Here is a 17,664-nt window from a genome sequence, read left to right as displayed (position 1 = left end):
TACTTTATCTAATGATTGACATTTATAACATTTCATAATACTAATTTATGAAATATATTTTAATTTAACAATACCGAAAAATATATATTTATGAAGATGCTGACTAAAATTTTGGGAGTATTCCTGATCGTTTTTTCCTTTGCCCTCTACAACGCTGCTCCTTTACAGAGAGGTCATGGTCACGGAAGAGGACATGGTTATGGACACGGTCCAAAAAAACATTATTATCACGGACCAAAAAGAACTTACTACAGAACGGTAGTATATCACAAACCACCGAGACGTTATTATAAAAAACATTATTACAGACCTGCAAGAAGGGTATATTATGCTCCAAGACCGCAAAGAGTATATCCGGCAAGACCTGTAGTTATTGTTAATTTATAAACAGAGTATAAGCATTGAAAAATTTCAGTGCTTTTTTTATTTTACAGATGTTAAGCTTTGGTAAATCGTTCATTCTCTTACATATTTAATTTTTGAACGTTAATCCATTAAAAAAGAGTTTTGATAATATACATAAAAAAGGCTGTAACGATAATGATACAGCCTTTTTTATTAAATCTCAATCTCAACCTTAATCTTTACAACCTCGATTTCTTAGGATTCAGAAAAGTATTGAAAATCATAACTTCCTGTCCGAATTTTGCCTCAATTCTTTCAGCAATATTTTCCATTTCGCTTTTGATGAAATCTTCTCTCAGCTCATCATTATCAAAAATAAGCAGAAGATTATAGTTTTTGCCTTCTTCAATATAATCACTGTGTACTTCAGAAAGGATATATTGATTAACGTCCATCAGATTTTCCGTCATTAAAACCAAAGTTTCATCCATGTAATTTTCCCAGGCTTCAAGATTATTTTTTGTGCAGTGGAACGTTATGCTTAATATGCTCATATTTTATGAATTTTTAAGATTCTATAGATAAATTTTACCGCAAAAATCGGCAAATTTTTCGTAAATTAGCCCGTTAATAAAAATACAAAAAAAATAATTTTCAGACGTATAGCTAAGGGTCTGACTATCATTATAATAAAATTGTTTATGCAAAAAGAAGGAGAAAGACTGATTCCTATCAACATTGTTGATGAAATGAAGTCATCTTATATCGATTATTCGATGTCGGTTATCGTTTCCAGAGCGTTGCCGGATGTAAGAGATGGCTTGAAACCCGTTCATAGAAGAGTACTTTACGGTATGTATGGATTAGGGGTTTTTTCTAATCGAAAGTATTTAAAATCTGCGAGAATTGTTGGAGACGTTTTAGGTAAATATCACCCGCACGGAGACTCCTCTGTATATGATGCAATGGTAAGAATGGCCCAGGACTGGAGCTTGCGTTATCCGCAGGTAGACGGACAGGGTAACTTCGGTTCCATGGACGGAGATCCGCCTGCAGCAATGCGTTACACCGAGGCAAGACTGAAAAAAATCTCCGATGAGGTTCTTTCGGATCTGGATAAGGAAACGGTAGATTTTCAGAATAACTTCGACGACAGTTTACAGGAACCGACAGTTTTACCTTCAAAAATTCCGAATCTTTTAGTTAACGGAACTTCCGGTATCGCAGTAGGTATGGCGACGAATATGGCTCCGCACAATTTATCAGAAGCTGTAGACGCAATCTGCGCTTATATCGACAACAGAGAAATTACTATTGATGAACTCATGCAGCACATCATAGCTCCGGATTTTCCTACAGGGGGAATTATCTACGGATACGACGGCGTTAGAGATGCGTTCCATACAGGTCGCGGCAGAGTAGTTCTGAGAGCAAAAGTAGCTTTTGAAGAAATCGGAAACAGAAATGCGATCATAGTAAACGAAGTGCCTTATCAGGTAAACAAAGCGGAGATGATTGCAAGAACTGCGGAACTGGTAAAAGAAGAAAAAATTCCGGGAATTTACGAAATCAGAGACGAATCGGACAGAAGAGGTCTTCGTATTGTTTATGAACTTAAAAATGATGCGATCCCGAATGTTGTCCTGAACTTACTTTATAAATATACAGCACTTCAGACCTCTTTCAGTGTAAACAATATTGCATTGGTTCACGGAAGACCCGAGCAGCTTAACTTAAAAGACATCATTCATCATTTCGTAGAGCACAGACATGAAGTAATCGTAAGAAGAACTCAGTTTGAGCTTAGAAAAGCTAAAGAAAGAGCTCACATTCTTGAAGGTTTCATGAAGGTGATCGGTTCTCAGGATTCTTTAGATAAAGCGATCTCAATCATTCGTCACTCTGCCAATCCGCAGGCTGCGAAAGAAGGATTGATCGAAGCTTTCGAGCTTTCCGAAATTCAGGCTCAGGCAATTCTTGATTTACGTCTTGCCCGTTTAACAGGAATGGAGCTTGACAAGATCCGTGATGAGTATGATGCAATCATGAAAGAAATTGCAGATTTGGAAGATATTCTGGCAAACGAACCAAGAAGATTTCAGATCATCAAGGATGAATTAACTGAAGTAAAAGAAAAATACGGCGACGAAAGAAGAACAGAAATCGATTATTCAGGAGGAGAAATGTCTATCGAAGATATTATTCCGAACGAATCTGTGGTTCTTACCATTTCCCACGCAGGATACATTAAGAGAACTTCATTATCAGAATACAAAATCCAGAGCAGAGGCGGTGTAGGAAACAAAGCCGCAACTACAAGAGATGCAGATTTCCTTGAATATATTGTTTCGGCAACCAACCACCAATATATGCTGTTCTTTACCGAAAAAGGAAGATGTTACTGGTTAAGAGTATTTGAAATTCCGGAAGGCTCCAAAACAGCAAAAGGAAGAGCGGTACAGAACTTAATTAACATTGAACCGGACGATAAAATCAAAGCTTACATCAGAACCAACAACTTAAAAGATTCTGAATATGTAAACCAGATGAGCGTTGTGATGGTAACGAAAAACGGAACCATTAAGAAAACTTCGCTGGAAGCATACTCAAGACCTAGAGTAAATGGGGTGAATGCAATTGAGATCAGAGACAATGACCAATTGTTAGGTGCTTATTTAACGAACGGTACTTCGCAGATCATGATTGCTACGAAAAACGGTAAATGTATCCGTTTCCCAGAAGAAAAAGTAAGAGAAGTAGGAAGAGGATCTATCGGAGTTCGTGGTATTGCAATGGAAGAAGACGATGAAGCAATCGGTATGATTGTTGTAAATGATGTGGAGAAAGAAACAGTACTTGTGGTATCTGAAAAAGGATACGGAAAAAGAACTGCGGTAGAAGATTACAGAATTACCAACAGAGGAGGAAAAGGAGTTATCACGCTGAATATCACTGAAAAGACAGGAAATCTTATTGCCATTCAGAATGTAACAGATGAAGACGGATTGATGATCATTAACAAATCCGGTGTTGCCATCAGAATGGGAATGGACGAAATGAGAGTGATGGGTAGAAATACACAGGGCGTAAGACTGATCAATCTTAAAAAGAATGACGAAATTGCTGCGATTGCAAAAGTAGAAATGGATAAAGATGTAGAAGACGATTCTGAAGAAAACGAAGAAGGAACTGTAGGATCGCTATTTGATAACCAGGAAAACAATACAAAAACACCTCAGGCGGAAAACGAAAATCCGGCAGAAGGAAATGAGAATTCTGAATCTGAAGAATAATATTGTACAATTAATATAAATAGTGATTATGAGAAAACTAATTTTAGGTATAGCTATTGTTGCATCTGCTTTCGTTTTCGGACAAAAAGAAGATACTAACGCTAAACTTCAGGAAGCCAATAAAGTTGCCATGGACGCTTACAACGCGAAAAACTATGCAGTGGCAGCGCCTAAGTTTATGGAAGTTTACAACTTGTTGAAAGCTAACGGACAGGACAATAAAGTATATATGTATTACTCAGGATTGAATTATGCGTTAGCAAACGATATTCCTCAGGCTACAAAAATATATACAGATTTGATCAGTTCCGGTTATACAGGTGTTGAAACCACTTATACGGCAAAAGACAACAAAACAGGTCAGGTTGCCAGTTATGATAAAAATACCTGGGAATTATTAAAGAAAACATCATCAAAAGACTATTCAGATTTTAAAACGGAACAGTCTCCAAGTGTTGAGCAGGATTTATATGAAACTTTAGCCACTTTATTAATCAATGCAAAGAAAAATGATGAAGCTTTGGCATTAATTGAAAAAGGACTGGCTAAATTTCCAAACAGCTCTAAACTGAAAGAATATCAGGGAAGTGCACTGTATGCATCAGGAAATACAGAAAAATTCATGGCAAATTTAAAGGAACAATTGGCTAAAAATCCTAATGATGCGACCAACTGGTACAATTTAGGAGTTCTTCAGGCAAAAGATCCTGCAATGTCAACAGAAGCCATCGCATCTTTCCAGAAAGCGATTGAATTGAAGCCGGATTTCGCTAATGCGTATCAGAACTTAGTATACACTGTAATCGGAGACGATGAAAAAGCTGTATCTGAGATCAATGCATTAAGAAAAACAAAACCGGACGATGCTACAAAATTAATTGAAGCAAGAAAAGAAAGGTTTACAAAAGCAATTCCTTACGGGGAAAAATGGCTTCAGGCATTACCAAACGATATTACAGCGGTTCAGGTAATGAAGGATGTGTATAATACATCTAAAAATACAGCCAAGTATAATGAAATGAAAGCTAAAGAAGCTGAATTGGCAGCAAAACAGCCTGCAAAATAATTTCAGATACTTACAATTAAATATAAACCGGAACATCTTTGTTTCGGTTTTTTTATTCAGTAGAAACAAATATTTTCTTGCTTTAGTAATATTCTGTCATTCTGAAAGAAGCGAAGCGTATTGAAGAATCTGTTTCTATTGCCCAAATTCATTCTTCAAAAAGAAATTCGGGTTTTGCTTTAAAATAAAGTTAGTTTTCAAATATTTAGTATTATTCAATTTTTTCAGCCAAAAAGTATATAATATTAACCTTAGTTCGGATAAGAAATAAATTTAAATAGTCGATTTATAGTGTTGTATTGTTTTATCGCAAAGAAAAACAAAAGATTTTTTACTTATTGAAAGTTGGTAAGCTAAACAAAAGCACTTCGTTTATTTAAAAAAGACAAAAATAGTATTACTTTGATAAGTTTTACGCCTTTGTATATCTTAAAAGCTTAATTCCTGATAATTGAATCTCTTTGTTTAACCTTGCGTTTAATAAGACTTATCCCGAACTCAGGTTAAAATAATTTCAAGCATCAAAAACAGCTAATATTAGAACCAAAATTCCCAAGATTTATCATCAAAAATCAATGTTAAAATTCTCTGCAATTCCGTATCTTTGAGAAAAATTTTTACAAAAATGATTGAGTGGAAAACCGCCAAAGAATACGAAGATATTACATACAAAAAATGTAATGGGGTAGCGAGAATTGCTTTCAACAGACCGGAAGTTCGTAACGCTTTCAGACCAAAAACAACCTCAGAATTATACGATGCTTTTTATGACGCTTATGAAGACCCGAAAATTGGAGTAGTGCTGCTTTCAGGAGAAGGGCCAAGTCCGAAAGACGGAGGTTGGGCATTTTGCAGTGGTGGAGATCAGAAAGCAAGAGGATACCAAGGATATGTAGGAGAAGACGGAAGACACCGTTTAAATATTCTTGAAGTTCAGCGTCTCATCCGTTTTATGCCAAAAGTCGTAATCGCGGTAGTTCCGGGTTGGGCTGTTGGTGGAGGACACTCTCTTCATGTGGTTTGTGATCTTACTTTAGCAAGTGAAGAACATGCAATTTTCAAGCAAACTGATGCCGATGTTACCAGTTTCGACGGTGGTTACGGATCTGCTTACCTTGCAAAAATGGTAGGACAGAAAAAAGCACGTGAAATTTTCTTTTTAGGAAGGAATTATTCCGCTCAGGAAGCTTTCGAAATGGGAATGGTAAATAAAGTGGTTCCTCATGCAGAACTGGAAGATACAGCCTATGAATGGGCACAGGAAATTCTTGCAAAATCTCCGACTTCCATCAGAATGCTGAAATTTGCCATGAATCTTACAGACGACGGAATGGTTGGGCAGCAGGTTTTTGCAGGTGAAGCAACACGTTTAGCATACATGACAGAAGAAGCAAAAGAAGGAAGAAACGCATTCCTCGAAAAAAGAAAACCGAATTTCGGAGACGATCAGTGGATATCTTAACATAAGTAATTGGCAATGAGTAATGAGCAATATGAGCATTACTTATTACCAATTACTCATTACCTATACATATGAAAGATTGGATAAAAGCCGCAAGGCTTAGAACGTTGCCGCTGTCGCTCAGCGGAATTATTATGGGAGCTTTCATTGCAAAATGGAGGCTTTATGGTGAAGGCGGAATCTGGGACTGGAGAATTTTTGCTTTGGCATTAGTCGTAACTTTATTATATCAGATTCTTTCAAACTACGCCAATGATTACGGAGACGGAATAAAAGGAACCGATGCCAAAAGAGCGACAGAAGCAGAAGCAAGAGCAGTAGCCTCAGGAAAAATTACGGCAAAACAAATGAGAAATGCAGTTATTCTTTTCTCCGTTTTATCTTTTATAGCAACAGTAGCCCTTTTATATGTGGCGTTTATTCCCAATTATATGAATGAATTTTACATATTCATCGGTTTGGGAATCTTGAGCATTTTAGCGGCAATTGGTTATACGGTTGGTAAAAAACCTTACGGATACATGGGATTGGGAGATATTTTTGTATTTATCTTCTTCGGTCTTGTTTCGGTCTGCGGAAGTTATTTCCTGTTTACCAAATCGTTCAGCTGGGATATGTTACTGCCCGGAACAGCTATCGGAATGATGAGCATGGCTGTTCTGAACCTGAACAATATGAGAGATATTGAAAGCGATAAACAATCAGGGAAAAACAGCTTTGCACTGAGAATCGGCTTCAAAAATGCAATGATTTATGAAATGATTCTTTTGCAGCTTCCTCTAATTTTAATTTTGTTGTTCTTAGGAGTAAATGGTTTTTTCCAGACTCAGAATTACAAAGTGTTTATTGTCATGATCTTAATGATTCCTTTAATGAAAATCAGAAGAAAGATTATGGCCGTAAAAAATCCGAGAGAACTGGATCCTTTCCTGAAACAGGTAGGAATCATGACCTTTATGATTGCGGCTCTTACCGCAGCAGGACTTAATCTGTTTGGTTAAAATAATAATATGACCGCTTTAAAAATTACATCCTGTTTATCCGTAGCAGCAGCATTCATTATAATTTACAGTTTAATTAATGAAATGCAGGATGGGGCGTCTTTCTCAGAGATTGCCTTTCTGCCATTTTTAATCCTGATTGCTGTTTTGGCAAACGCGGTTATGGCGGTGCTTTTTTTAGCAGGAAAAATAAAGCTGATAAAGGAATTCCTTATTATCCAGATTTTTATCTTGATGCTTACCGGCTTCATAATATTTCAGATTTTATTTAATTCAACAATTTCAGACTAAATCAAAATATAATTTTTAAGTAAATTAAAATGAAAATACAATACTTAGGACAAAATTGCTTTTTGTTCACGTACAAAGACAAAACAATCTTATCAGATCCATTCTACAACTATAAAAAAGCAGAATCTGGATTCGATATTTCTGCACAGAAGATCGATTATATTTTATTGACGCACGCTCATGGAGATCACATTGCGGATGTAGAAGAAGTTTTACAGTATCATCCTGAAGCAACCGTCATTGCAGTTCCCGAAATCTGCGGATATTTCAAAAATGCAAAAAACACAGACGATGTAAACTTAGGAGGGTCAGCAAAAATCGATGATCTTAAAATTTCTATGGTTCCGGCTCATCATACAAGTTCGTTTCCGGACGGAAGCTATGGCGGCGTTCCTGTAGGCTATATTTTCAGACTTCCTGAAGGTAAAAACCTATATATGGCAGGAGATACCGGAGTAATGGCAGATATGGAGCTGTTTCCAAGATTATACGGTAATTTAGATCTTTCCATCCTTCCGATTGGAAGTCACTACACAATGTGTCCAAGAAAGGCAGCATTTGCAGCAGCAGAATTATTAAAAACTCCAAAAGTAATCGGATGTCATTTTGATACTTTCCCTGCTATTGAAATTAATCATGAAAGTGCATTAAAGCATTTTGAAGATAAAAATGTAGAACTTGTTTTACCCAAACTGGGAGAGACGTTCGAATTTTAAATAAATGTTGAGAGGTAATTTGAAAACAGGAATCAAAATGTTGAAGTATATAAAAACAAAAAAAGATAATTATCCAATTACCTCTCTTCAACTTAAACCAATAAAAAATGGCAAGCTACCTAAATCACACCGCTACGACCGATTACCTTTGCTGCGTTCCCACCCTGGAGGATTCTCAGGAGCTGGTTGTTTAGGACTTGCCGTTGCAAAGGTAGGAATATTTTGCAAAACTCAAAACTTTATTAAAGAAAATTAATGGAAAAAATTGGCTTGCAGAGGTAGTTTGCTGAAATTCAGACCAATAATTTTTCAAAAATTTTCAAAAAAATTAGATATGACGAAGAGCCCTTCCACATTAGGAATTTTACTGTTTGGAGCTACGATGATTGTTTTTTTCGTGGTGTATTACTTCTTTTCAGGAGTTAATTATTTTGATATTTCATTGAAAGCCAACGCTTTCGTTTTACCGATTCTGTATGCGGGAGCCGCATTCTGGTCGGTGAAATCGTACTGGAGCAGCCATAGAACGGTGAGCTTCAAAGAAGCATTTAAAAGAGCTTTCGTTCCCATGTTTATCGGAGGAATTTTATCCATTTTCAGTATTTATGTTTTCTTAAATTTTGCAGATACAGACGCGAAAAAACTGCTGAATTATCAGTATGTAACAAGACAGCAAGCGGAAATGGATAAAGAATATCATTCTGCAAGAAAAGTTTTAAAGCACCAGAAAGACATTGATGAACTGGATAAAAAGTACAAAGAAAGGCTTCCAAGCTTCTCTCCGGAGGCGGTGAAAGGAAAAGATATGCTTACTGCAAGTCATTTTTCAGGATATTTTGCGGCAATTCTTATATTTTACGTAGTTTTGTCAGTGTTTTTCGGAGCGTTTTTCAGAACAAAAACAATCTATCAGGAAGAACAAAATCAAGAATAATTTTTTATTAAAATTAAATGAATTTATCTATAGTTATTCCGTTACTGAATGAGGAAGCCTCACTGGAAGAGCTTTTTTCAAGGATTGATCGTGTTTGTAAATCAAACAGTTTATCTTATGAAATCTGGTTTGTAGACGATGGAAGTACGGATCTTTCGTGGAGCATTATCGAGAATCTGAAAGTACAGCATCCTCAGATCCACGGAATTAAATTTTCTAAAAATTACGGAAAATCTCAGGCGCTTCATGCTGCTTTTGAAAGAACAAACGGCGATGTCATCATCACCATGGATGCTGATTTACAGGATTTTCCGGAAGAAATCCCTGAACTGTACAATATGGTTGTTCAGGATAATTACGACATTGTTTCCGGTTGGAAAAAGAAGCGTTTCGATAATGTAATGACGAAAAACGTACCGTCGAAACTATTCAATGCTGCAGCTAGAAAAGTCTCCGGTGTTTATCTTCACGATTTCAACTGCGGATTGAAAGCTTATAAAAAGCAGGTCGTAAAATCCATTGATGTTTACGGAGATATGCACCGTTATATTCCTGTTTTGGCAGCTAATGCCGGATTCAGAAGAATTACGGAAAAAGAAGTACAGCACCAAGCGAGACCTTACGGAACTTCAAAATTCGGAACCGAAAGATTTATCAGAGGATTTCTGGATTTGGTAACACTTTGGTTTGTAAGTCGTTTCGGGGGAAGACCGATGCATTTCTTCGGAGCGGTAGGAACTTTAATGTTTATCGTAGGTTTTCTTTCTGCCCTTTGGTTGGGTGTTTCAAAGTTAATTGATGTGGCTAGAGGAATTTACGGACATTTAATCACCAATAATCCGTGGTTTTTTATTGCTTTAACCATGATGATTATGGGAACCCTGCTTTTCGTAGCAGGATTCTTGGGAGAGATGATTATCCGAACTAACAGAGAACATAAAAATTATAATATTGACGAAGTAATTTAACGGAAAAAATAGATGTAATCATTTAATATGAATAAAAAGCGCTGTCTGAACTGTGGTCATTCTCTTTCCGATGAGTATTGTGCTCATTGCGGACAGAAATCTGACACGGCAAGAATAACCCCGGTTTTATTCATTAAAAATGATGTTTTAGGTTCTATATGGCATGTAGAAGCAAGATTTTTGAATACATTGAAAGAGGTTTTAATAAAACCCGGAATAACCGCAACCAATTACATCAGCGGAAAAAGAATAAGGTATTATAATTTTATTTCGCTGTTGCTTATTCTTTTTGGGTTTAACGTTATAGCCTTTCATCTGTATGTTGATACTGCTAAAATAGATCTAAAAGCAGAAGATTCTAAAACCATAGATTTTTTCACAAAATATTCAAAAGCAACATTATTGCTTCTGATTCCTATTCTTGCCTGTAACGGGTGGATTGTCTTCAAAAAAATAAAGTTTAATCTTGCAGAGCATTTTGTAATTGCTACTATAAGTTTAATCGGGATTCTTGTTTTTTTTCTCACGGATGATCTCATCAGTATCATGGGAACTTACAAACCTCTTTCAGGAATTTCTGAAGGTATTGACAGGGTTTTGGAAACTGCATTTATTTTTTTTCCTGCATTCGTTTATATAAATGCATTCAGGAAAAAATACTCTTGGGCAGGGTTGGCTTGGAGACTTCTCGTATTTTATATATTAGTTCTTTCAGAAGTTCTTTTTTTAATGTTGTTTATTGAAAAATTCCTATAATTTAAAATGAAAAAAATACTTTTAATCATCATAATAGCTTCTGCGGTTTCCTGCGGAAAAGTTTCTCCGAAAGGAAATATTGAAAGGAAGGACGTAGATGTTTCAGAATTTGTAAACCTTGATCTGGAAGGGAAATTCCGTGTTTTTTACGCAAGAGGAAGCAAAAATTTTATAGAAATCGAAACCTATCCTAATGTCGCCGATAATCTTGAGGTGGATGTAAAAGATAAAACCTTAACCATCAAAGAAAAACGAGGAACAGAAGGAGTTGATTTCTACAATGTAACGATTTATTCCAAATACAATCTGGAAAAAGTAACCGCTTCGGATTCTGTAGAAATGAATATTTCGAGCGAAATTAAAACCGATAATTTTAAGCTTAATTTAAAAAATTATGCTACATTTATGGGTTCGGTAAATACGAGAAGAGCAGAAGTTGAAATGATGAACCGAAGCAGAGCCAATTTTCTGGGGCAAACCAAAGATGCTGTCATTAAAGTATCTGATACAGCAAGTTTAATCGCTCCTTACTGGAAAATTGAAAACCTGAATATCGATTCTAAAAACGGAAATTACGCCGAAGTGAATGTAAAAGATTCATTGAAAGGGCATATTCAGAATACGGCTAAATTTGTGTATTATAATGATCCGATTAGGGCTTTTAAAATTGATAAAAGTACAAGAGTGGAGAATAAGAAATTGGATTGAGAAGTAAGTTGGAAGAAAAAAAATACACAGCGAATAGTATTCAAAGTTTAGAAGGAATGGAGCATGTAAGACTTCGTCCTAAAATGTATTTTGAAAATTGTTTTAAAGAAAACAATTTAAATACTCTGGTATTTGGATCTCTTTGCCATGCTATTGATGAATATTTTGATGAAAATTGTAGTGAAATTATAATTAATGCTGTAGGAAACTCATTAAAAATTGAATATAATGCAGGAATGTCTTTGGAAAAATCTCACGATTTAACTATAGCAGAATGCATTATGACCAAAATCGGCGCATGCAGCAATGAAAAAAAACATTTGGAAGTAGGTGATGAATTTTGTCGGGTTGGAATGGCAATAATTAATGCTGTCTCTGAAAAATGTGAACTCAAGACAATTTTCAACAGACAAAAAGGTCATTTTATTTTTGAAAAAGGAAAAACAGTATCGAAGGAAATTATTAAAGCGGATAATTCTGAGGATTTTACAACAATAAGCTTTGAGATCAGCAAAGAGATTTTTGGAGATTTTGTTTTTGAATTAAATGACTTGCGGTTGAAATTAAAGGCTTTGAAAGAAAGACTGCCAAATTTAAAAATTGAGACAAGTAATCTATAAATAAGTGCTTGTCATTTTGCATGAAATGAAGAATCTTTTATAAACAGATTTCTCCTTCGTCGAAATGACAAATGCTGAAACGATAAAACAAATAAATTAAAACAGGAACTTTATAAAAATTAGAAAATACAAATATGACAACATTAGAAAAAGCAAAACTTTGGTTGGGCGAAACATTTGATGAGGAAACAAGAAACGCTGTTCAGGAATTAATCGACAGCAATTCGCCTGATCTGGAAGACTCTTTTTACAGAGAACTGGAATTCGGAACAGGAGGAATGAGAGGAATTATGGGCGTTGGAACCAACCGTTTAAATAAATATACTTTAGGTCAGGCAACACAGGGACTTGCAAATTATATGTTAAAGCAGTTTCAGGAAGAAGAAATTAAAGTGGCAATTGCTTATGACGTAAGAAATAACTCGAAAGAATTCGGAAAACTGGTGGCTGATGTTTTAACGGCGAACGGAATTAAAGTATTGCTTTTCAAAGATCACAGACCGACTCCTGAATTGTCATTTACCGTGAGAAATAAAAAATGTCATGGAGGAATTGTTTTAACGGCTTCCCACAACCCGCCGGAATACAACGGTTATAAAGTATACTGGAACGACGGTGCACAGATTGTTCCGCCGCATGATGAAGCGATCATCAATGAAGTCTATTCTGTAAAATTCGAAGAAATTAAATTCAACGGAAACGATGATTTAATCGAATGGATCGGGGAAGAGCAGGATGATGTGTATATTGATGCATGTATCGAAAATTCTACCTATCAGAATGTTGGAAAAGAAAATTTGAACATCGTTTTCACGTCCATTCACGGAACAACTTACACAACCGTTCCGAAGGCATTGGAAAAAGCAGGTTTCAAAAAAATTGATCTTGTGAAAGAGCAAATGATCCCAAGCGGAAATTTCCCTACGGTGGACTCTCCGAATCCTGAAGAACCGGCCGCTTTGGAAATGGCAATGGATCTGGCAAAAATTACCAATGCAGATATTGTGATCGGAACAGATCCGGATGGCGACAGACTGGGAATTGCAGTAAGAAATCTTGACGGTGAAATTGAATTGTTAAATGGAAATCAGACCAATACGATCCTTACGTATTATATTTTAAACGAATGGAGAAAGCAGGACAGAATCACCGGAAAAGAATTCATTGGTTCTACGATCGTAACTTCAGATATTTTCTTTGATATTGCACAGAAATTCGGTGTTGACTGTAAAGTTGGACTAACCGGATTTAAATGGATCGGAAAAATGATCCGTGATTTCGAAGGCAAAGAAAAATTCGTTTGCGGGGGCGAAGAAAGTTTCGGATTTATGACGGGAGATTTCGTACGTGATAAAGATTCTTGCGGAAGTATTATTTTAGCCTGCGAAATTGCAGCGTGGTGTAAAGCCAACGGAAGAACGATGTACCAATATATGATCGAAATTTATCAGGAATTGGGAATGTATTATGAAGGATTGGTAAACTTGGTAAGAAAAGGAAGAGACGGAGCAGAAGAAATTCAGAATATGATGAAAAACTTCCGTGAAAATCCTCCAAAAGAATTGGCTGGTTCATTGGTTGAAGAGGTGAAAGACTTTAAAGAACAGACTAATTTTATCGTTTCAAAAGGTGAGAAACAAGTGATGAACGATATTCCGAAATCTAATGTATTGATTTATTACACTCAGGACGGAACCAAAGTCTGCGTAAGACCTTCAGGAACGGAACCGAAGATTAAATTCTATATTTCTGTAAAAGATTCCATTACTTCTGAAGCAGATTTCAGAGACAAATTGAAGTCTTTAGAGGCTAAAATAGAAGAAGTAAGAAAAGATTTGAAATTAGATTAATTTCATTCGATCTTCATGATAAAAAGAAGTTTAGCGGCTTTTATTCTGTTGATTTTTATTTTTTCCTGCAAAAAAGAAGCCCCAAAAACTTCTGTAGGAAAGATTAAAAAAGACACCGTTTCAAAAGCAGAAACAAAAGAGGATTTGTTTAAGCCTGTTGATACTGCCTGTTCTTCCAGAAATAATACGGAAGATTATATTGCAGCGTTTCATTGGTATCAGCAGAAAACGGAAAAAGAAATTACTCAGAATTCACCTGAACAGAATGATAAATTATACGAAGATTATATCAGGATTCGTGAAAAATATACAGCTTGTTTAAGCGAAAGTCTGAGTAAGATCCTTGAAGAATATGTGAATTATTATGATTCCGAAAGTAACAGTTACAAGTTTCCTGAAAATATAAAGAAACTGATTGCCGAACTGAAGAAAGCTGATCTTGAATTTACAGAAGTAGGAGAAGGATATACCGAAATACATTCGGTTCCGGATCATTATTTTTCTGTATTTAAAGACAAAGTAACTCCGGATTATAATACGTATATCGGGCAATTAGCGAAAGAAAGCGAAGGTCTTTATTCGGCGGATGCAGGATTGGTGATTTCATGGAAAGAGTTAGGAGAAAGAACTGTTTTCTGGGAAAATTTTATAAAAAAATATCCTAAAAGTTCATTGATTTCCAGAGTAAAAGAAATATACAATAATTATTTGTATGATTATTTATTCGGTATGGAGAATACACCAACTTACGAGTTTTTGGATGGAACGATATATGACGAAAACAGGAAAGAATTCAATAGGATCATAAAGAAATATCCGAATTCTGCTGTAGCTAAAAAGGCAAAAGAATTAATCAGCCTTCTGGATGCAAAAGTTCCTGAAGAAGAAGTTGTAAGAAAAATAAATATTAGAAGAATATATTAAATAAATTTAAATAAAATAAAGTGAAAGTTTCAAAATTAGCGGCGAACCTGATTGGTTCTGAAATTGTAAAAATTGGTAATGAAGTAAACGATTTAAAGGCAAAAGGAGCGGAGATTGCCAATCTTACGATTGGTGATTTAAATTCTAATATTTATCCGATTCCGGCAAAATTGAAGGAAGAAATTCAGAAAGCTTATCAGAATAATCTGACAAATTATCCGCCTGCAAACGGACTTTTATCTTTAAGAAAAGAAGTTTCCAAAGATTTAAAAACCAGATGGAATTTAGATTATTCTCCCAACGATATTTTGATTACGGCAGGTTCAAGACCTTTGATCTATGCAGTATACAAAACAATCGTGGACGAAGGAGATAAAGTAGTGTATCCGATTCCGTCCTGGAACAATAATCATTATGCTTACCTTACTTCTGCCAATGCCGTAGAAGTAAAGACCACTCCTGAAAATAATTTCCTTCCGACTGCGGATGATCTTAGACCACATCTGGAAGGAGCAGTTTTATTGGCACTTTGTTCACCGTTGAATCCTACCGGAACCATGTTTACAAAAGATCAGCTTGCTGAGATCTGCGAACTGGTTTTAGCGGAAAACAAAAAAAGAGGTGAAGACGAAAAGCCTTTATACTTAATGTACGACCAGATTTATTCTAACCTTACTTTTGGGGCAGAACACGTAGATCCGGTTTCTCTTTTCCCTGAAATGAAAGAATTTACGGTGTATATCGACGGTATTTCAAAATGTCTTGCCGCAACAGGAGTTCGTGTAGGATGGGGATTTGGTCCGGTTCATATCATGGACAAAATGAAAGCTCTTTTAACGCACGTTGGAGCTTGGGCACCAAAACCGGAACAGGAAGCAACAGCAAAATATTACGAAAATCCTGAGGACGTAAATGAGTTTGTTGAAGATTTTAAAGGTAAACTGGAAGCCAGCCTGAAAGTTCTTCACGGCGGAATTCAGGATTTGAAAGGAAAAGGACTTTCTGTTGACAGCATCGAGCCAATGGGAGCGCTTTATCTTACCATTAAATTAGATTATATAGGAAAAACAAAACCGGACGGAACGGTGATTGAAAACTCTTCTGATCTCGTATTCTATTTAATCAATGAAGCAGGTGTTGCTTTGGTTCCGTTCTCTGCTTTCGGAGAAGAAAAATCAGAACCTTGGTTCAGAGCTTCTGTAGGAGGTTTGGCAATCGATGAAATTGAAGTGATGATGCCAAAACTGGAAAATGCTTTGAATGCTTTAAAATAAAATATTGTATTTAATAAATAGCTTCGTGAATATACTTTGCGAAGCTTTTTTTGACTTATAGCCTTAATGAGATTACCTAAAAGATACTTTCTCGAAACTCAATTTTTGAGCTATTCCACATTAGGAATTGTTATTTTAGTGGTTTTAAGTGTCTGGATTTCCGGAATAGGTTCTCACAGATCATTATTTCAGAACTCTATTTTATCAACTTCAATTTTAGCCGTTGCCTTTTTTCTTTTTATCAGTTTAGGTTTGTATTTTGGCTTGAAGCTTAAAGAAAATGTAGGAAATATTCTGAATAAAAAAAGAGTGAAAACGGCAGCAGATAAAATGCCATTACTAGATGGTTTTGAATTCGATCCGCCTGATGTAGGCGATGGAATAGGAGAAATTATTCTTTCAATTATTTTATGGTTGATTATTACCATACTTTTTACTTTTCTCCTGTATATTCTGGGGGTCTTTTTCTGGGTTGTTATTTTACTGTTTGCAGCCATGCTATACTGGATTTTTTTCCGTGCTTTGCGGTTGGTATTTAAAAATTCAAAACATTGCAGAGGAAATCTTCTGAAAAGTTTCGGTTTCGGATTTTTTTATTCGTTTCTTTACATTTCATGGATCTACGGAATTATTTTTTTAGCTAATTACTTAAACTAAATTTATCACAATATCAATGAAAATTATCGCAGTTATTCCCGCACGTTACGAAGCCAGCCGTTTTCCGGCGAAACTGATGCAGTTGCTTGGAGATAAAACCGTTATTACAACCACTTATCAGAATGTTGTAGAAACAGGTTTATTTGATGAAGTCTTTGTTGCCACAGATTCTGAAATTATTTTTGATGAAATCATTCAGAATGGTGGAAAAGCCGTAATGACCGGTCAACATGAAACCGGAAGCGACCGTATTGCCGAAGCGGTGCAGAATATCGACTGTGATATCGTGATCAATGTTCAGGGAGATGAACCTTTTTTAAAATTAGAACCTTTACAACAATTAATTGAAGTTTTTCATCAGGATGACAATCAGGAGATTTCTTTGGCTTCATTGAAAATAAAACTCACTGAAAAAGAAGAGATTGAAAATCCGAATAACGTGAAAGTAATTACCGACAACAATGGTTTCGCATTGTATTTCAGCCGTTCTGTGATTCCGTTCCATCGTGAAATTTCGTATAATGTTGATTATTTTAAACATATTGGGGTCTATGCCTTCAGAAAGCACGCTTTGATCCAGTTCTCAAAACTGGAAATGAAACCTCTGGAGATTTCAGAAAAGATAGAATGCATCCGCTATCTCGAATATGGCATGAAAATCAAGATGATAGAAACCAATTTCGTTGGCGTAGGAATAGATACGCCGGAAGATCTTGAAAAAGCAAGAAGATTAATTTAAAAACGTGATGTAATTCACATTTTCAAATTGTTTCATTTTCAATTTTTCAAATTAAAAAAG

The 17,664-nt window shown here is 35.7% G+C and carries 18 protein-coding genes and 1 other RNA gene; 17 read left to right on the top strand and 2 right to left on the bottom strand.

The genetic code is table 11. From position 1 onward, the window contains the following. Positions 1-90 precede the first annotated feature (90 nt). On the top strand, positions 91-387 hold the full coding sequence (locus H6W52_RS13835) for a hypothetical protein (RefSeq protein WP_123891999.1): 297 nt from the start codon (positions 91-93) through the stop codon (positions 385-387). Positions 388-584: 197 nt separating this feature from the next. Here H6W52_RS13835 and H6W52_RS13830 read toward each other — a convergent pair whose 3' ends face one another. Beyond that, positions 585-899 (bottom strand): DUF4286 family protein, encoded by a 315-nt coding sequence (locus tag H6W52_RS13830; protein ID WP_087710294.1) that lies wholly within the window; start codon positions 897-899, stop codon positions 585-587. Positions 900-1,046: 147 nt separating this feature from the next. Here H6W52_RS13830 and gyrA point away from each other — a divergent pair, with 147 nt between their 5' ends. From gyrA to H6W52_RS13800, 6 genes are all read left to right on the top strand, one after another. Then, positions 1,047-3,638, top strand: coding sequence for a DNA gyrase subunit A (gyrA, locus tag H6W52_RS13825; RefSeq protein WP_116099148.1), 2,592 nt, complete (start codon positions 1,047-1,049; stop codon positions 3,636-3,638). Positions 3,639-3,666: 28 nt separating this feature from the next. Next, positions 3,667-4,704 (top strand): tetratricopeptide repeat protein, encoded by a 1,038-nt coding sequence (locus H6W52_RS13820; protein WP_116099149.1) that lies wholly within the window; start codon positions 3,667-3,669, stop codon positions 4,702-4,704. 625 nt (positions 4,705-5,329) lie between these two features. After that, positions 5,330-6,166, top strand: coding sequence for a 1,4-dihydroxy-2-naphthoyl-CoA synthase (locus tag H6W52_RS13815; RefSeq protein ID WP_116099150.1), 837 nt, complete (start codon positions 5,330-5,332; stop codon positions 6,164-6,166). 71 nt (positions 6,167-6,237) lie between these two features. Beyond that, positions 6,238-7,167 carry a 1,4-dihydroxy-2-naphthoate octaprenyltransferase gene (menA, locus tag H6W52_RS13810; protein WP_116099151.1) on the top strand — a complete coding sequence of 310 codons (930 nt, stop codon included), beginning with the start codon at positions 6,238-6,240 and terminating at the stop codon, positions 7,165-7,167. A 9-nt stretch (positions 7,168-7,176) separates the two neighbouring features. After that, the gene (locus tag H6W52_RS13805; RefSeq protein ID WP_076390148.1) at positions 7,177-7,458 is read left to right on the top strand and encodes a hypothetical protein; all 282 of its coding nucleotides are present in this window, start codon (positions 7,177-7,179) and stop codon (positions 7,456-7,458) included. 29 nt (positions 7,459-7,487) lie between these two features. Then, complete coding sequence (locus H6W52_RS13800) at positions 7,488-8,174, top strand: metal-dependent hydrolase (RefSeq protein WP_116099152.1); 687 nt, start codon at positions 7,488-7,490, stop codon at positions 8,172-8,174. 105 nt (positions 8,175-8,279) lie between these two features. Here H6W52_RS13800 and ffs read toward each other — a convergent pair. After that, positions 8,280-8,377: signal recognition particle sRNA small type (ffs, locus tag H6W52_RS13795), an RNA gene on the bottom strand. Between the two features lie 131 nt (positions 8,378-8,508). Between ffs and H6W52_RS13790 the strand changes: the two genes are divergently transcribed. From H6W52_RS13790 to kdsB, 10 genes are all read left to right on the top strand, one after another. Next, entirely contained in the window at positions 8,509-9,108 is a 600-nt protein-coding gene (locus H6W52_RS13790; RefSeq protein WP_116099153.1) for a DUF4199 domain-containing protein, read from the top strand. A 17-nt stretch (positions 9,109-9,125) separates the two neighbouring features. Then, positions 9,126-10,076, top strand: coding sequence for a glycosyltransferase family 2 protein (locus H6W52_RS13785; protein ID WP_108410648.1), 951 nt, complete (start codon positions 9,126-9,128; stop codon positions 10,074-10,076). A 27-nt stretch (positions 10,077-10,103) separates the two neighbouring features. Beyond that, the gene (locus H6W52_RS13780) at positions 10,104-10,832 is read left to right on the top strand and encodes a DUF3667 domain-containing protein (protein ID WP_116099154.1); all 729 of its coding nucleotides are present in this window, start codon (positions 10,104-10,106) and stop codon (positions 10,830-10,832) included. Positions 10,833-10,838: 6 nt separating this feature from the next. After that, entirely contained in the window at positions 10,839-11,540 is a 702-nt protein-coding gene (locus tag H6W52_RS13775) for a GIN domain-containing protein (RefSeq protein ID WP_116099155.1), read from the top strand. 8 nt (positions 11,541-11,548) lie between these two features. Then, positions 11,549-12,160, top strand: coding sequence for a hypothetical protein (locus H6W52_RS13770; RefSeq protein ID WP_123892000.1), 612 nt, complete (start codon positions 11,549-11,551; stop codon positions 12,158-12,160). A gap of 134 nt (positions 12,161-12,294) precedes the next feature. After that, positions 12,295-14,010 (top strand): phospho-sugar mutase, encoded by a 1,716-nt coding sequence (locus H6W52_RS13765; protein ID WP_116099157.1) that lies wholly within the window; start codon positions 12,295-12,297, stop codon positions 14,008-14,010. Between the two features lie 15 nt (positions 14,011-14,025). Then, complete coding sequence (locus H6W52_RS13760) at positions 14,026-14,934, top strand: hypothetical protein (protein ID WP_116099158.1); 909 nt, start codon at positions 14,026-14,028, stop codon at positions 14,932-14,934. A 20-nt stretch (positions 14,935-14,954) separates the two neighbouring features. Continuing rightward, positions 14,955-16,208, top strand: coding sequence for a pyridoxal phosphate-dependent aminotransferase (locus tag H6W52_RS13755; RefSeq protein ID WP_116099159.1), 1,254 nt, complete (start codon positions 14,955-14,957; stop codon positions 16,206-16,208). Between the two features lie 105 nt (positions 16,209-16,313). Next, the gene (locus tag H6W52_RS13750; RefSeq protein ID WP_123892001.1) at positions 16,314-16,865 is read left to right on the top strand and encodes a hypothetical protein; all 552 of its coding nucleotides are present in this window, start codon (positions 16,314-16,316) and stop codon (positions 16,863-16,865) included. 16 nt (positions 16,866-16,881) lie between these two features. Further along, on the top strand, positions 16,882-17,604 hold the full coding sequence (gene kdsB, locus H6W52_RS13745; RefSeq protein ID WP_076390159.1) for a 3-deoxy-manno-octulosonate cytidylyltransferase: 723 nt from the start codon (positions 16,882-16,884) through the stop codon (positions 17,602-17,604). Positions 17,605-17,664: the final 60 nt, after the last annotated feature.

It is taken from the genome of Chryseobacterium sp. C2(2020) (genome assembly GCF_014218915.1).
In the GTDB taxonomy this organism is placed as follows: Bacteria; Bacteroidota; Bacteroidia; order Flavobacteriales; family Weeksellaceae; genus Chryseobacterium; species Chryseobacterium mucoviscidosis.
The sequence above is the reverse complement of the archived record's forward strand: the minus strand, read 5'-3'. Positions and strand labels throughout refer to the sequence as shown.

Excerpts from the sequence above, each read along its gene's own strand:
- H6W52_RS13830 (WP_087710294.1), bottom strand. The coding sequence starts at position 899 with ATGAGCATATTAAGCATAACGTTCCACTGCACAAAAAATAATCTTGAA.
- H6W52_RS13760 (WP_116099158.1), top strand. The coding sequence starts at position 14,026 with ATGATAAAAAGAAGTTTAGCGGCTTTTATTCTGTTGATTTTTATTTTT.
- H6W52_RS13765 (WP_116099157.1), top strand. The coding sequence starts at position 12,295 with ATGACAACATTAGAAAAAGCAAAACTTTGGTTGGGCGAAACATTTGAT.
- H6W52_RS13815 (WP_116099150.1), top strand. The coding sequence starts at position 5,330 with ATGATTGAGTGGAAAACCGCCAAAGAATACGAAGATATTACATACAAA.
- kdsB (WP_076390159.1), top strand. The coding sequence starts at position 16,882 with ATGAAAATTATCGCAGTTATTCCCGCACGTTACGAAGCCAGCCGTTTT.
- H6W52_RS13775 (WP_116099155.1), top strand. The coding sequence starts at position 10,839 with ATGAAAAAAATACTTTTAATCATCATAATAGCTTCTGCGGTTTCCTGC.
- H6W52_RS13785 (WP_108410648.1), top strand. The coding sequence starts at position 9,126 with ATGAATTTATCTATAGTTATTCCGTTACTGAATGAGGAAGCCTCACTG.
- gyrA (WP_116099148.1), top strand. The coding sequence starts at position 1,047 with ATGCAAAAAGAAGGAGAAAGACTGATTCCTATCAACATTGTTGATGAA.
- H6W52_RS13820 (WP_116099149.1), top strand. The coding sequence starts at position 3,667 with ATGAGAAAACTAATTTTAGGTATAGCTATTGTTGCATCTGCTTTCGTT.
- H6W52_RS13780 (WP_116099154.1), top strand. The coding sequence starts at position 10,104 with ATGAATAAAAAGCGCTGTCTGAACTGTGGTCATTCTCTTTCCGATGAG.
- H6W52_RS13790 (WP_116099153.1), top strand. The coding sequence starts at position 8,509 with ATGACGAAGAGCCCTTCCACATTAGGAATTTTACTGTTTGGAGCTACG.
- H6W52_RS13835 (WP_123891999.1), top strand. The coding sequence starts at position 91 with ATGAAGATGCTGACTAAAATTTTGGGAGTATTCCTGATCGTTTTTTCC.
- menA (WP_116099151.1), top strand. The coding sequence starts at position 6,238 with ATGAAAGATTGGATAAAAGCCGCAAGGCTTAGAACGTTGCCGCTGTCG.
- H6W52_RS13805 (WP_076390148.1), top strand. The coding sequence starts at position 7,177 with ATGACCGCTTTAAAAATTACATCCTGTTTATCCGTAGCAGCAGCATTC.
- H6W52_RS13800 (WP_116099152.1), top strand. The coding sequence starts at position 7,488 with ATGAAAATACAATACTTAGGACAAAATTGCTTTTTGTTCACGTACAAA.